Source organism: Thermus amyloliquefaciens (genome assembly GCF_000744885.1).
In the GTDB taxonomy this organism is placed as follows: Bacteria; Deinococcota; Deinococci; order Deinococcales; family Thermaceae; genus Thermus; species Thermus amyloliquefaciens.
The window spans coordinates 731,876-744,968 of record NZ_JQMV01000003.1; the positions used below are offsets into that span (position 1 = coordinate 731,876).

Below are 13,093 nucleotides of genomic sequence, written 5' to 3' on the forward strand. Positions count from 1 at the left end.
ATAAGAGGGTTTGGGAACGGTTTTTCTTGCTTTTTAAAACCGGGGTGGCCGCTTCTCAAAAAAGGCGCGGATGCCTTCTTTAAGGTCTCCGGTCTCCCGGATCCAGGCGTTGGCCAAGGCGGCCAGGCGGAAGCCATCCTCCAGGCCCATCCCTGGCAGGGCGAGGAGGAGCTCCTTGCTGAGGTGCAAGGAGGTGGGGGCGTTCTTCGCCACCTCCTCCGCCAGGGCCAGGGCCTCCTCCAGGGCCTTCCCCGGGGGGCCACCCGGTTTGCCAGGCCCAGGGCCTTGGCCTCCTCCGCCCCCACCATCCGGCCCGTGAGGAGGAGGTCCTTGGCCACCTTCTCCCCCACGGCCCGCACCAGGATCACGGAGACCAGGGCGGCCACAAAGCCGATCTTCACCTCGGTGTAGCCCAGCTTGGCCTCGGCGTCCATCACCACCAGATCGCAGGCGGTGGCCAGGCCCGCTCCCCCCGCCACCGCCGGGCCGTTCACCGCCGCCACCGTGGGCTTAGGGAAGGTGTAGAGGCGGTGGAAGAGGCGCATGAGGGAGAGGGAGTGGCGGTAGTTTTCCTCGGCGCCCATCTCCGTGACCTTTTCCAAAAAGGCCAGGTCCGCCCCGGCGCTGAAGGCCTTTCCCCGGCCCGAAAGGACCACCACCCGCACCTCGGGGTTCTTCTCCGCCTCCTCGAGGGCCTGCCAAAGCCCCTCCACCATGCCTGGGGAGAGGGGGTTGCGGCGCTCAGGGTCGTTCAGGAACACCTTTAAGATTGGGCCTCCTTCCACCTGGACCATGCCCCCATTGTAGGGGCCCGCCTTTTCCTGCTACACTCCCCTTAGCCCGCAAGCCGGAAGGGAAGACCTGCGGGCTAGGAGGTGGTGTAGATAAAGGAGTACTTGGTTAACGAACGTATCCGTGCACGGCAGGTGCGGGTGATCGGGGCCGATGGGCAGCAGCTGGGCATCATGGACACCCGGGAGGCCCTGCGCTTGGCCCAGGAACAGGACCTGGACCTGGTGCTGGTGGGTCCCACCGCCGATCCTCCCGTGGCCCGCATCATGGACTACTCCAAGTGGCGCTACGAGCAGCAGGTGGCCGAGAAGGAGGCCCGCAAAAAGGCCAAGCGCACCGAGGTAAAGTCCATCAAGTTCCGGGTCAAGATCGACGACCACGACTATCAGACCAAGCTGAACCATATCAAGCGTTTCCTGGCCGAAGGCCACAAGGTCAAGGTCACCATCATGTTCCGGGGGCGGGAGATGTCCCATCCCGAGCTGGGGGAGAGGCTTCTTGAAAGGGTGGCCGAGGACCTGAAGGGCCTGGCTGTGGTGGAGATGAAGCCGGAGCTCCTGGGCCGGGACATGAACATGCTCTTGGCCCCAGCCAAGGTGTCGGCCTAGACTGGACCTTTTCACCCGTCTTTGCTATAGTGTGGGGGCTTTTGGGGAGCCTGCAAGTCCCCGGTGCGGGGCGCTTCCCAAAAGGGAGGAGAACATGCCGAAGATGAAGACCCATAAGGGCGCCAAGAAGCGGGTGAAGGTAACCGCTTCGGGCAAGGTGGTGGCCATGAGGACCGGGAAGCGGCACCTCAACTGGCAGAAGTCCGGGAAGACCATCCGCCAGAAGGGGCGGAAGTTTGTCCTGGCCCAGGCGGAGGCGGAGCGGATCAAGCTCCTCTTGCCCTACGAGTAGGAGGTAGAGGATGCCGCGCGCCAAAACCGGAGTCGTTCGCCGCAGGAAGCACAAGAAGATCCTCAAGCTGGCCAAGGGGTACTGGGGGCTCCGCTCCAAAAGCTTCCGCAAGGCCCGGGAAACCCTCTTCGCCGCGGGCAACTACGCCTATGCCCACCGCAAGCGCAAGAAGCGGGATTTCCGCAAGCTTTGGATCGTGCGCATCAACGCCGCCTGCCGCCAGCATGGCCTAAACTACTCCAGCTTTATCCACGGCCTGAAGAAGGCGGGGGTGGAGCTGGACCGCAAGGTGCTGGCCGATTTGGCGGTGCGGGAGCCCCAGGCCTTTGCCGAGCTGGTGGAGAAGGCCAAGGCGGCCCGCGCCTAGCGCCTTGGCCCCGGTGGCCCGCCGTCGGGATCCCCTTTGGGTCTGGCGGCGGGCCGTTCCTTGTGGCCTATGCCGCCTGAGCTTTACGTGATCCTGGTGGCCGCCTTGCCGGTGGTGGAGCTTAGGGGGGCCATCCCCCTGGGGGTGGCCCTGGGGCTTTCCCCGGGGAAGGCTTTTCTCCTGGCCTTCCTGGGCAACCTCCTGGTGGCCCCCCTGGCCCTCACCCTCCTGCCCTGGGCGGTGGCCCTGGCCACCCGCGTGCCCCTTCTGGCCCGGGCGTGGGAGGCCCTCGAGGCCCGGGTGCGCCTAAAGGGGGAGGAGCAGGTGCAACGCCTGGGGGCCTTGGGCCTTTTCCTCTTCGTGGCCGTACCCTTGCCAGGAACCGGGGCCTGGAGCGGGGCGGTGCTTGCGGTGGTGCTGGGCCTGAAAAAGCGGTACGCCCTCCTGGCCATCTCCCTGGGGGTGCTGGCCGCTGGGCTTCTCGTCCTCCTGCTCACGGGCGGGGCGGTGGCCGGGCTAAACTACCTGCGATGATGCTCCTTCTCCTACCCCTTTCCTTCGCCCTGGGCGCCTTGCCCTTGGGGTACTGGCTGGCCAGGCGCCGGGGGGTGGACCTGCGCACGGCAAGCCCCTACACCCTGGGGTTGGAAACCGCCCTGAGGCGGCTAGGGCTGGGTTTTGCCCTTTCGGCCTTCCTCCTGGACTTGGCCAAGGGGTACCTGCCCTTGGCCTTGGGAAGGGCTTTGGGGCTTGGCCTCGAGGGCCTCTTGGCCCTGGGGGTGGCGGTCTACCTGGGCCACCTCTACCCCCTCTTCTTCCGGGACCCCTGGCCCCTCCGGGCCAAGGGGGCGGGGGTGCTCTTGGGGGTCTTGGCGGGCCTTCCCCTGGACCCAGCCCTGGGCCTGGTCCCCGTGGCCTTGGGCCTGGCCCTCTACGCCCTCACGGGCTACGCCTCCCTGGGGGCCTTGGGGCTTCCCCTGGGGCTTCTTGGGGTGTCCTTCTGGGGAGGGTTTAGCCCGGGGGCCAAGGCCCTTGTCGGCCTCCTTTTTCTCCTTGCCCTTTGGCGTTACAAGGAGAACCTGGGGCGCATCCTGGAGGGCACCGAGCCCAGGCTGGGTAACCCCTTGCCCCTGCCTTCCGAAAAGCAGGTGGTCTGCGCCTTCCTCATCCATCCCCTCACGGTGGAGGATTTCTGGCAAAGCCCCCGTTTCCGCTGGGCCCGGCCCCTGGTTCGCCTGGGGCTTTTGAAACAGGCCTGGATAGAACGCCTGGCGGAGCTTTTCCGCCCCATGAAGGTGGGGGAGGTGAGGGGGGTTAAGACGGCGGATGGCCGGGAGATCCTCTGCCACCTCATCTCCGCCCCCCTGCTCCCCCACCAGATCAAGGGCAAGCCGGACCTGGCGGTGAGGCGGGCCATCCAGGGGGCCAGGCTCGCCCAGGAGCTCGGGGCCACGGTGGTGGGCTTGGGGGCCTTCTGGAGCGTGGTGGGGGAGAAGGGCAAGGGGGTACAGGAGGCGGTGCCCGGCATCCAGGTGACCAACGGCGGGGCCTACACCGCGGGCACCGTGAAGGCCGCCATCCCCAACATCCTGGCCCATTTTGCCCAAGGGGGGAAGGCGCTTAGGCAGACCACGGCGGCGGTGGTGGGGGCGAACGGGGTGGTGGCCTTCGGCATCGCCCGGCAGATCGCTCCCTTGGTGGGGCGGCTCATCCTGGTGGGCCGGGATCGGGAAAGGCTGGAAAAGGCGGTGGAGAGCCTGCGCAAGAACCTGGAGCGCAAGGGGCAAGCGCCGGAGATCCAGGTGAGCACCGAGGTGGCGGCCATCCGGGAGGCGGACCTGATCTTTACCGCCACCAGCGACCCCAATCCCGTGATCTTTCCCCAGCACGTGAAGCCAGGGGCCTGGATCTACGACGAAGGGGTGCCTCCCGACGTGCACCCCTCGGTGAAGGAGGTGCCCGGGGTGAGGGTCATCCCCGGGGGGGTGGTGCGGCTTCCCGGGAGGGCGCGGGCCACCTTGGACCTGCACTTCGGTGCCCCCGACCAGGTGCCCGCCTGTCTGGCGGAGACCATGATCCTGGCGGCGGAGGAGGCCTTTGACCGCAAAAGCCTGGGGGGCGAGGTGAAGGGGGAGAACATCCAGTTCTTTGTGGAGCGGGCGGAGGCCTTGGGGTTCAAGGTGGTGGAGTAGTGTGGCTCCTCCTTTCCCCCACGGCCCTCGAGGCCCCCTTTCTCCGGGGCGAGCCCTTCTCCTTCCTGGGGAGGAAGGGGCTTAGGGGAGAGGGGTTTGTTTACCTGGAGGCCGGCATCGGCAAGGTGAACGCCGCCCTTACCCTGGCGGCCTGGGCGGCGCGCCATCCGGTGGAGAAGGCCCTCCTCTTCGGCATCGCCGGGGCCTACCCCGGCTCGGGCCTGGCCTTGGGGGATCTGGTCCTGGTGGGGGAGGAGGTGGAGGCGGATCTGGGGCTAAAGGCGGGCCTCGCCCCCTTGGGCTTCCCGGCTTTGGAGCTTGAGGGAAGGCGCTTCTACAATCGTTTTCCCCTGGACCCCGGCCTGACGCAGGGGCTTGCCCGGGCCCTGGGCCTCGAGGTGGCGGTGGGCCTCACCCGGGACCTGGTTTCCGAAAGCCCGGAGGAGGCCCAGGCCCTCGCCCGGCAATGGGGGGCCCAGGTGGAAAGCATGGAGGGGGCGGCCTTCGCCCGGGCCTGCCTGGCCCTGGGGGTGCGGGGAGCGGAGCTCCGGGCCATCTCCAACCCGGCCGGGGTGCGGGACAAGGGGGCCTGGCGGGTGCGGGAGGCGGTGGAGGCCCTGGAAGGGGCGGTGGCGAGGGTTTTGGGGGAGGGGGGGGCTTGAGGGCCCCGTCACGGGAGTCCAAATGGGACCTTGGCCCTCCCCCTTTTCCCTTGCCCTGGATCAGGGGCAAGGCCTGGGCCTAAAGGTGGGCGAGGGGCATGGGGGCTTCGGGAGGCAGAGTGCTCAAGAAAAACCCGAGGGGCCCCGTAGGGCCCCTCGGGGGATGTTGCTCTAGCCCCGCTTGTACATCTCCTCCGCCTTGTCCCAGTTGAGAACGTTCCAGATGGCCTGCAGGTAGTCCGCCCGGCGGTTTTGGTACTTGAGGTAGTAGGCGTGCTCCCACACGTCAATGCCCACGATGGGGGTGAAGCCTTCCATGACGGGGTTGTCCTGGTTGGGGGTGGAGAGCACGTGCAGCTTACCAAAGGGGTCTTTCACCAGCCAGGCCCACCCGGAGCCGAAGCGGGCCATGGCCGCCTGGGTGAGCTTTTCCTTGAGGGCGGCGAAGCCCCCAACCTGCTCGTCAATGGCCTTTTTCAGCTCCCCCACGGGCTCCTTGGCCCCCCCGGGGGTGAGGAGTTCCCAGAAGAGGCTGTGGTTCAGGTGCCCGCCCCCGTTGTTGCGCACCGCGGTCTGGATGTCGGGGGGCAGGGCGGCCAGGTGGCGCAGGAGCGTCTCCAGTTCCGCCCCGTGCAGGTAGGGGTATTTCTCCAGGGCAGCGTTTAGGTTGTTCACGTAGGCCCCGTGGTGCTTCTGGTGGTGGATCTCCATGGTCTTGGCGTCAATGTGGGGCTCGAGGGCCTCGTAGGCGTAACCCAGTTCCGGCAGTTTGAACGGATATGGCATACCGCACCTCCCCCTTCACTATAAAAGACCCACCCCCAGGTGGGGTGGGCCTTCTCACATTGTGTCTTAGCCCCCGTGGGGCTTGGCCAGCCTCATGGGCACCACCATGCGGTCAAACTCCTCCTCCGTGAGGTAGCCCAGCTCGAGGGCGGCCTGCTTCAGGGTCTTCTTCTCTCGGATGGCCTTCTTCACGATCTCCGCCGCCTTGTCGTAGCCGATGGCCTTGTTGAGGGCGGTGGCCAGCATGGGGTTTTTCTGGAGATGCTCCTCAATGCGCTCCAGGTTGGGCTCGATCCCCTTGGCCAAATGCTCGTTGAAGGACTCCATGGCGTCGGCCAGGAGCTGGATGGACTCCAGGGCCGCATCCACCATCACCGGCTTGTAGACGTTGAGCTGGAAGTTGCCCTGGCTTCCGGCAAAGGCCACGGCGTGGTCGTTGCCAAAGACCCGCACCACCACCATGGTGAGGGCTTCCACCTGGGTGGGGTTGACCTTCCCCGGCATGATGGAGCTTCCCGGCTCGTTGGCGGGGATGAAGAGCTCCCCGATGCCCCCGTAGGGCCCGGAGGCCAAAAGGCGGATGTCGTTGCCGATCTTCATCAGGGCCCCGGCCAGGGTGCGCAAGGACCCCACCACCTGCACCAGCTCGTCGTGGGCCGCCAAGGCGGCGAAGCGGTTCTCCGCCACCCTAAAGGGAAGCCCGGTCTCCTCCGCCAGGTACCGGGCCACCCGTTCCCCAAAAAGGGGATGGGCGTTCAGGCCCGTGCCCACCGCCGTGCCCCCGATGGCCAGGTTGTAGAGGCCTTTTTCCGCCTCCTTCACCATGGCCAGGGTGTTCCTAAGCTGCGCCGCCCAGCTCCCCACCTCCTGCCCCAGGGTGATGGGCACCGCGTCCATGAGGTGGGTGCGCCCCACCTTCACGATGCCGTCAAAGGCCTTGGCCTTTTCCTCAAAGGTGGCGATGAGGGCTTCCGCCGCCGGGTAAAGCCTCTGGTGCAGGGCCAGGGCGGTGGCCACGTACATGGCGGTGGGGAAGGTGTCGTTGGAGCTCTGGCCCCGGTTCACGTGGTCGTTGGGGTGGACGTACTTGGAGCCCAAGGGGTGCCCCAGGAGCTCCGAGGCCCGGTTGGCGATCACCTCGTTCACGTTCATGTTGGTCTGGGTGCCGCTTCCCGTTTGGAAGACCACCAGGGGGAAGTGGTCGTCCAGCTTGCCCTGGATGACCTCCTCCGCCGCCTGGATGATGGCCCGGGCGATCTCCTCGGGGAGCTCCCCCAGCTCCAGGTTGGCTCTGGCCGCCGCTTTCTTCAGCATCCCGTAGGCGCGGATCACCTCCAAGGGCATGCGGAAGCGCCAGGCTCCTATGCGGAAATGCTCTAAGGAGCGCTGGGTCTGGGCGCCCCAGTAGCGATCCGCCGGTACCTTGACCTCACCCATGGTGTCCCGTTCGATCCGGTATTCCATACAGCACCTCCAGCCCGATTTTACGCCTCCTCGTAAGGCTCGTGGAGTTTCACCGGCTTGCCCCTGAGCCCAGCCCGCAGGTTCAGCCACTCCACCAAAACCGCGAAGGCCATGGCGAAGTAGATGTAGCCCTTGGGGATGTGCACCCCGGTGCCCTCGGCCACCAGGGTGAAGCCCACCAAAAGGAGGAAGGCCAGGGCCAGCATCTTCACCGAGGGGTGGCGGTTCACGAAGGCGTAGATGCCCTTGGAGGCCCAGAGCATGATGGCCACGGAGAGGAGGATGGCCGTTACCATCACCGGCACGAAGCGGGTGAGCCCCACCGCGGTGATGACGGAGTCTATGGAGAAGACGATGTCCAGGAGGAGCACCTGCCCGATCACAGAGGCGAAGGTGGGGGCCAGCCTTTTCACCGCGTGGCCGGGCTCCCCTTCCAGCTTCTCGTGGATCTCCTTGACGGACTTGTAGATGAGGAAAAGACCCCCGGCGATAAGCACCAGGTCCTTGCCCGTCACCTCGTGGCCCAAGAGGGCAAAGAAGGGCTTTTTCAAGGCCATGATCCAGGCGATGGAAAGGAGGAAGAGGATGCGGGTCACCGCGGCCAAGGAGATGCCCACCACGCGGGCCCGGTCCTGCTCCCCCTTGGGGAGCTTGGAGGCCAGGATGCTGATGAAGATGACGTTGTCCACGCCGAGGACCACTTCCAGCACGGTGAGGGTAGCGAGGGCCACCCAGACCTCGGGGTTCGTGAGCCAGTCCATGAGAAAGAGTCTACAGGGCGGCGTAGACTGAAAGGCATGGTGGACGTGCTGGTGGTGGGGGCAGGGCCGGTGGGCTTGGCGGCGGCCATAGAGGCCAAGCGCTTGGGGCTTTCCCACCTGGTCCTGGAGCGGGGCACGGTGGCGGAGACCCTCTACCGCTTTCCCCGGCAGATGGTCTTCTTTTCCGAATCCAAAAACATAGAGATCGGAGGCCACCCCTTGGTGTCCCAAGGTCCTAAGCCCACCCGCCTCGAGGCCCTCCTTTACTACCAAAGGGTGGCGGAAAGGGAGGGGCTTCGGGTGCTCACCTACACGGAGGTGGTGGGCATCCAAGGGGAGGAGGGGGCCTTCCAGGTCTTGGCCCGGGACCGGTTTGGGGAAAGGCGCTTTTGGGCCCGGTACGTGGTGGTGGCCACCGGCTACTTCGCTAACCCCAACCGCCTCGGGGTTTCGGGGGAGGACCTGCCCCACGTGCTTTACCGCTACGAGGAGGCGGCCCCCTTCTTTGGCAGGAAGGTGGCGGTGGTGGGGGGGAGCAACTCCGCGGTGGAGGTGGCCCTGGACCTTTACCGGGGTGGGGCGGAGGTAACCCTGGTGCACCGGGGGAGGTGGGTTCGCCCCAGCGTGAAGTACTGGCTCCTCCCCGACTTTGAGAACCGGGTGAAGGAGGGGAGCATAAGGGCGGTGATGGAGGCCAGGGTGAAGGCCATCACCCCCGCGGGTCTGGTGCTGGAAAGGCCCCAAGGGGAGGAGTTTTTGGAGGCCGATTTCGTCCTGGTCCAGATCGGCTACCGGGCGGAGGACCGCCTCCTTAGGGAGGCGGGGGTGGCCTACGAGGGGGAGAGGCCCCTGCTCTCCCCCGAGTTTGAGACTAGCCGAAGGGGGCTTTTCGCCATCGGCTCCTGCGGCTTTGGGCCAGATACCCGATCGGTCTTCATAGAAAACGGGCGGGAGCACGCCAAGGTGGCCCTTTCCGCCATCGCCCGGCGAAGGGGTGGGGTTGGCGCGGGGCAGGGGGCTTAGGAGGGCCACCTAGGGGTACCGCCTTCTTCCGCCAGGATGCGTTCTAAGTGAAGCTGCAAGGAAGGCAGGTGTTCCGCGATGACCTCCCAAAGGATGTCTTCGTCCAGCCCAAAGTAGTCGTGGGCCAGGACGTCCCGCAAACCCGCCACCTCCCGCCAGGGCACCTCAGGGTACCGCTCCCGCACCTCGAGGGGTACCCGCTTGGCTGCTTCGCCGAGGAGCTCCAGGTTGCGCAGAATGGCATCCAGGCGCATGGGGTCGGAGAAGACCGCCTTTCGATCCAGGTTTCCCCGGTAGGTTAAGACCCGGGAAACAAACCCCTGCATGTCCCAAAGGTAGCGCCGCCAGTCACGCAACCTTCAGGGCCTCCTTCTCTATCCAAGGGCGCACTTCGGGGCGCAAGGCTGTGTCCATCGCCAGGTCCACCCTTGTGCCCAGGAGGTCTTCCAGGAAGAGCTTGAGCCCCATGTAGCCCAGAAACCCTGGGGGCCGTAAGAAGCGCACCAGGAAGTCCACATCGCTTTCGGGACCTGCATCGCCCCTGGCCACGGAACCGAAGAGGTAAAGGGCCTCCACCCCAAACCTTTCCCGGAGGGTGTCCAGGTGGGGGGCGAGCTTTTCCAACACTTCCTCCCGGCGCACAAGACCATTGTAGCTTGCCGAGGAGGCGGTTTTGGGGGTTTGTCCCTGGGGGCCAGGGGCATTGGCGTGGGGCCCTTGGCCAGTCGCACTTGACAGCTTTCACAAGGAGGGCTAGGATAGGCCACAAGATGCGTCCTTGCCTCTCCCTATCCCTAGGCCTGGTCCTAATCGTAGGGCCAGCGGGGGGTAGGGTGTAGCGTTTTGGCGCATCCAAAGCCCCCCGGAGAACCCGGGGGGCTTCGGTTTAGGAGGGGGCGATGAAGGGAGCGGAGGCACTTTTGAAGGCGCTGGAAAGGGAGGGGGTGGAGGTGATCTTCGGCCACCCCGGTGGGGCCATCATGCCGGTCTACGATGCCCTTTACGACAGTCCCATCCGTCACATCCTGGTGCGGCACGAGCAGGGGGGGATCCATGCGGCCACCGGCTATGCCCGGGCCTCGGGCCGGGTGGGGGTGGTGATGGCCACCAGTGGTCCTGGGGCCCTTAACCTGGTCACGGGTCTGGCGGACGCCTTCATGGACTCCACCCCGGTGGTGGCCATCACCGGGAACGTGCCCCGGGCCCTGATCGGCACCGACGCCTTCCAGGAGGCGGACGTCACCGGGGTTACCATGCCCATCACCAAGCACAACTACCTGGTGCAGGAGGTGAACGACATCCCCCGGGTGGTGCGGGAGGCCTTCCACATCGCCTCCACCGGGAGGCCGGGGCCGGTGCTCATTGACCTGCCCAAGGACGTCCAGCTTTCCGAGTTCACCGGCACCTTCCAGGTGGAACTGGACCTTCCCGGCTACAAGCCCACCACCAAGGGCCACCCCAAGCAGATCGAGCGGGCCCTGGATGCCCTGGAGAAGGCGGAGCGGCCCGTCCTCATGGTGGGGGGTGGGGCCCAGCACGCCCACGGGGAGCTGCTGGCCTTTGCGGAGAAAACGGGGATCCCGGTGATCACCACCCTCATGGGCCTGGGGGCCTTCCCGGGGAACCACCCCCTTTGGCTGGGCATGCCGGGGATGCACGGCACCGTGGCCGCCAACCGGGCCATCCACCATGCGGACCTCATCCTGGCCATCGGCCTTCGCTTTGACGACCGGGTCACGGGGAAGGTCTCCCGCTTCGCCCCCCATGCCCACACCATCATCCACGTGGACATTGACCCCGCGGAGATCGGCAAACTGGTGCGCACCCACGTGCCCATCGTGGGGGATGCCCGGTCCGTGCTCCGGGAGATGCTGAAGGGGGCCAAGCCCCTTAAGCTGGCCTCCTGGTGGCGGCAGCTGGAGGAGTGGCGCACCCGCCACCCCTTGCGCTGGAAGCCCCGGCCCCACCTCCAGAGCCAGGAGGTGATCCGGGCCTTTGCCGAGGCCACTGGCGGGCATGCCATCGTCACCACGGGGGTGGGCCAGCACCAGATGTTCGCCGCCCAGTTCTTCCCGGTGACCCGGGCCCGGAGCTTTATCACCTCGGGGGGCCTCGGCACCATGGGGGTGGGCCTGCCCTTCGCCATCGGGGCCAAGGTGGCCCGCCCCGAGGAGCTGGTCATCGACTTTGACGGGGACGGCTCCTTCCAGATGACCCTGCAGGAGCTGGCCACGGTGGTGAAGTACAAGCTGGACGTGAAGGTGGTGATCCTCAACAACGGCTACCTGGGCATGGTGCGGCAGTGGCAGGACCTCTTCCACGCCAAGCGCTACTCCGAGGTCTACCTGGCGGACTCCAACCCCGACTTCGCCCGTCTGGCCGAGGCCTACGGCATCAAGGGGGTTAGGGTGGAGCGCAAGGAGGACCTCATGAAGGGGGTGGAGGCGGTCTTGAACGCCGATGGCCCCGTGGTGGCGGAGTTCAAGGTCTACCACGAGGAAGGGGTCTTCCCCATGATCCCCGCTGGGGGTGCCGCGGAGGACATGATCCTCGAGCACCCCGAAGAACGGGAGGAGGTGGAGGCGTGAGGCACGTGATCTCCGTTTTGGTCCAGGACCACCCCAGGGTTTTGAACCGCATCACCAGCCTTTTCGCCCGCCGGGGCTTCAACCTGGAGAGCCTGGCGGTGGGCACCACCCATGTGCCGGGGCTTTCCCGCATCAGCCTGGTGGTTTCCGGGGACGACCATACCCTGGAGCAAGTGGAAAAACAGCTGAACCGCCTGATTGAGGTCCTGAAGGTCACCGACCACTCGGAGCCCCACGTGGAGCGGGAGCTGGTCCTGGCGAAGGTCCACGTGGCCGGGGTGGAGGAGCGGTTGGCGGTGAAGGACATCCAGGAGGCCTTCCGGGCCCGGGTGGTGGACGTGGCCCAGAAGAGCCTGATCCTGGAGCTCACCGGGGACTCCAAGAAGATAGACTCCTTCATCGAGGCCCTTAGGCCTTATGGGATCCTCGAGGTCATGCGCACCGGGGCGGTGGCCATGAGCCGCGGGGAGCGTACCCTTAAGGTCAGGGAAAAACGGGAGGCGGTATGAAGATCTACTACGAGCACGACGCGGACCTAGGCTTTATCCAAGGCAAGAAGGTGGCCATCCTGGGCTTCGGCTCCCAGGGGCACGCCCACGCCCTGAACCTCAAGGACTCGGGGGTGGACGTGCGGGTGGGGCTTAGGCCCGGCTCTAAGAGCGCCGCCAGGGCGGAGGCCATGGGCCTTCGGGTCTTGCCCGTGGCCGAGGCGGTGCGGGAGGCGGACATCGTCATGGTCCTCCTCCCCGACGAGACCCAGGGGCGGGTGTACCGGGAGGAGATCGAGCCCCACCTCAAGGAGGGGGCGGCCTTGGCCTTCGCCCACGGCTTCAACATCCATTTCGGCCAGATCAAGCCCAGGCGGGACCTGGACGTGTGGATGGTGGCCCCCAAGGGCCCCGGCCACCTGGTGCGGAGCGAGTACGTGAAGGGCAGCGGGGTGCCGGCCCTGGTGGCGGTGCACCAGGACGCCTCGGGATCGGCCTTCCCCACGGCCTTGGCCTACGCCAAGGCCATCGGGGCGGCCCGGGCGGGGGTGATCCCCACCACCTTCAAGGACGAGACGGAGACCGACCTCTTCGGGGAGCAGGCGGTGCTCTGCGGGGGGCTCACCCGGCTCATCCAGGCGGGGTTTGAGACCCTGGTGGAGGCGGGCTACCCCCCGGAGATGGCCTACTTTGAGACCGTGCACGAGGTCAAGCTCATCGTGGACCTCATCTACGAGGCGGGCTTCGCCGGGATGCGCTACTCCATCTCCAACACCGCCGAGTACGGGGACTACACCCGGGGGGAGGTCTCGGTGCCGGTGGAGGAAACCAAAAGGCGCATGCGGGAGATCCTCCGTCAGATCCAGTCGGGGGAGTTCGCCCGGGAGTGGATGCTGGAAAACCAGGTGGGCCAGCCCGTCCTGGAGGCGAACCGCAAGCGCTGGAAGGAGCACCCCCTCGAGGAGGTGGGCGCAAGGCTTCGGGCCATGATGCCCTTCCTGCGGGCAAGGGTATTGGAGGAGGTAGGCTAGCCAAGGTAAGAAGGCCCCCCAGAAGGGGGGCCTTGTGGT

The 13,093-nt window shown here is 66.3% G+C and carries 15 protein-coding genes and 1 pseudogene; 10 read left to right on the forward strand and 6 right to left on the reverse strand.

The features are described 5' to 3' along the window. Positions 1-33 precede the first annotated feature (33 nt). Positions 34-794: pseudogene (locus BS74_RS12960) on the reverse strand (enoyl-CoA hydratase/isomerase family protein). Between the two features lie 90 nt (positions 795-884). Here BS74_RS12960 and infC point away from each other — a divergent pair. The 6 genes from infC (at position 885) to mqnB (ending at position 4,913) form a co-directional block, all read left to right on the forward strand. Beyond that, complete coding sequence (infC, locus tag BS74_RS04130; RefSeq protein WP_081454909.1) at positions 885-1,400, forward strand: translation initiation factor IF-3; 516 nt, start codon at positions 885-887, stop codon at positions 1,398-1,400. A gap of 94 nt (positions 1,401-1,494) precedes the next feature. Beyond that, positions 1,495-1,692, forward strand: a complete 198-nt coding sequence (gene rpmI, locus BS74_RS04135) for a 50S ribosomal protein L35 (protein WP_038056323.1) — start codon at positions 1,495-1,497, stop codon at positions 1,690-1,692. Between the two features lie 10 nt (positions 1,693-1,702). Next, positions 1,703-2,059: a 50S ribosomal protein L20 gene (rplT, locus tag BS74_RS04140; RefSeq protein ID WP_038056325.1), complete on the forward strand. Its 357-nt coding sequence runs from the start codon at positions 1,703-1,705 to the stop codon at positions 2,057-2,059. A 69-nt stretch (positions 2,060-2,128) separates the two neighbouring features. After that, positions 2,129-2,593: a COG2426 family protein gene (locus BS74_RS04145; protein ID WP_038056327.1), complete on the forward strand. Its 465-nt coding sequence runs from the start codon at positions 2,129-2,131 to the stop codon at positions 2,591-2,593. Further along, on the forward strand, positions 2,590-4,251 hold the full coding sequence (locus BS74_RS04150; RefSeq protein WP_038056329.1) for a glycerol-3-phosphate acyltransferase: 1,662 nt from the start codon (positions 2,590-2,592) through the stop codon (positions 4,249-4,251). Before BS74_RS04145 ends, BS74_RS04150 begins: the two co-directional genes overlap by 4 nt. Then, the gene (gene mqnB / locus BS74_RS04155) at positions 4,251-4,913 is read left to right on the forward strand and encodes a futalosine hydrolase (RefSeq protein ID WP_038056331.1); all 663 of its coding nucleotides are present in this window, start codon (positions 4,251-4,253) and stop codon (positions 4,911-4,913) included. Before BS74_RS04150 ends, mqnB begins: the two co-directional genes overlap by 1 nt. A gap of 171 nt (positions 4,914-5,084) precedes the next feature. Here mqnB and BS74_RS04160 read toward each other — a convergent pair whose 3' ends face one another. From BS74_RS04160 to BS74_RS04170, 3 genes are all read right to left on the reverse strand, one after another. Continuing rightward, positions 5,085-5,699, reverse strand: coding sequence for a superoxide dismutase (locus BS74_RS04160; RefSeq protein WP_038056333.1), 615 nt, complete (start codon positions 5,697-5,699; stop codon positions 5,085-5,087). 66 nt (positions 5,700-5,765) lie between these two features. Continuing rightward, entirely contained in the window at positions 5,766-7,163 is a 1,398-nt protein-coding gene (fumC, locus tag BS74_RS04165) for a class II fumarate hydratase (protein WP_038056335.1), read from the reverse strand. Positions 7,164-7,183: 20 nt separating this feature from the next. Then, positions 7,184-7,924 carry a TerC family protein gene (locus BS74_RS04170; RefSeq protein WP_038056337.1) on the reverse strand — a complete coding sequence of 247 codons (741 nt, stop codon included), beginning with the start codon at positions 7,922-7,924 and terminating at the stop codon, positions 7,184-7,186. A gap of 36 nt (positions 7,925-7,960) precedes the next feature. Between BS74_RS04170 and BS74_RS04175 the strand changes: the two genes are divergently transcribed. Next, positions 7,961-8,947, forward strand: a complete 987-nt coding sequence (locus tag BS74_RS04175) for a YpdA family putative bacillithiol disulfide reductase (protein ID WP_038056338.1) — start codon at positions 7,961-7,963, stop codon at positions 8,945-8,947. Here the strand turns inward: BS74_RS04175 and BS74_RS04180 are convergent. Then, on the reverse strand, positions 8,944-9,303 hold the full coding sequence (locus tag BS74_RS04180) for a HepT-like ribonuclease domain-containing protein (RefSeq protein ID WP_081914555.1): 360 nt from the start codon (positions 9,301-9,303) through the stop codon (positions 8,944-8,946). The genes BS74_RS04175 and BS74_RS04180 overlap by 4 nt on opposite strands. Beyond that, on the reverse strand, positions 9,296-9,589 hold the full coding sequence (locus BS74_RS04185) for a nucleotidyltransferase family protein (RefSeq protein WP_038056339.1): 294 nt from the start codon (positions 9,587-9,589) through the stop codon (positions 9,296-9,298). The genes BS74_RS04180 and BS74_RS04185 overlap by 8 nt, the downstream gene beginning before the upstream one ends. Before the next feature lie 257 nt (positions 9,590-9,846). Between BS74_RS04185 and ilvB the strand changes: the two genes are divergently transcribed. The 3 genes from ilvB to ilvC are packed head-to-tail and all read left to right on the forward strand — an operon-like array spanning position 9,847 to position 13,054. Beyond that, the gene (ilvB, locus tag BS74_RS04190; RefSeq protein ID WP_038056340.1) at positions 9,847-11,535 is read left to right on the forward strand and encodes a biosynthetic-type acetolactate synthase large subunit; all 1,689 of its coding nucleotides are present in this window, start codon (positions 9,847-9,849) and stop codon (positions 11,533-11,535) included. Further along, the gene (ilvN, locus tag BS74_RS04195) at positions 11,532-12,044 is read left to right on the forward strand and encodes an acetolactate synthase small subunit (RefSeq protein WP_038056341.1); all 513 of its coding nucleotides are present in this window, start codon (positions 11,532-11,534) and stop codon (positions 12,042-12,044) included. The genes ilvB and ilvN overlap by 4 nt, the downstream gene beginning before the upstream one ends. Continuing rightward, positions 12,041-13,054 carry a ketol-acid reductoisomerase gene (ilvC, locus tag BS74_RS04200; protein ID WP_038056342.1) on the forward strand — a complete coding sequence of 338 codons (1,014 nt, stop codon included), beginning with the start codon at positions 12,041-12,043 and terminating at the stop codon, positions 13,052-13,054. The genes ilvN and ilvC overlap by 4 nt, the downstream gene beginning before the upstream one ends. Positions 13,055-13,093: the final 39 nt, after the last annotated feature.

What these genes read in the sequence shown, in the direction of transcription:
- rpmI (WP_038056323.1), top strand. Translation starts at nt 1,495, where the DNA reads ATGCCGAAGATGAAGACCCATAAGGGCGCCAAGAAGCGGGTGAAGGTA.
- rplT (WP_038056325.1), top strand. Translation starts at nt 1,703, where the DNA reads ATGCCGCGCGCCAAAACCGGAGTCGTTCGCCGCAGGAAGCACAAGAAG.
- BS74_RS04145 (WP_038056327.1), top strand. Translation starts at nt 2,129, where the DNA reads ATGCCGCCTGAGCTTTACGTGATCCTGGTGGCCGCCTTGCCGGTGGTG.
- BS74_RS04150 (WP_038056329.1), top strand. Translation starts at nt 2,590, where the DNA reads ATGATGCTCCTTCTCCTACCCCTTTCCTTCGCCCTGGGCGCCTTGCCC.
- BS74_RS04160 (WP_038056333.1), bottom strand. Translation starts at nt 5,699, where the DNA reads ATGCCATATCCGTTCAAACTGCCGGAACTGGGTTACGCCTACGAGGCC.
- fumC (WP_038056335.1), bottom strand. Translation starts at nt 7,163, where the DNA reads ATGGAATACCGGATCGAACGGGACACCATGGGTGAGGTCAAGGTACCG.
- BS74_RS04170 (WP_038056337.1), bottom strand. Translation starts at nt 7,924, where the DNA reads ATGGACTGGCTCACGAACCCCGAGGTCTGGGTGGCCCTCGCTACCCTC.
- BS74_RS04175 (WP_038056338.1), top strand. Translation starts at nt 7,961, where the DNA reads ATGGTGGACGTGCTGGTGGTGGGGGCAGGGCCGGTGGGCTTGGCGGCG.
- ilvB (WP_038056340.1), top strand. Translation starts at nt 9,847, where the DNA reads ATGAAGGGAGCGGAGGCACTTTTGAAGGCGCTGGAAAGGGAGGGGGTG.
- ilvC (WP_038056342.1), top strand. Translation starts at nt 12,041, where the DNA reads ATGAAGATCTACTACGAGCACGACGCGGACCTAGGCTTTATCCAAGGC.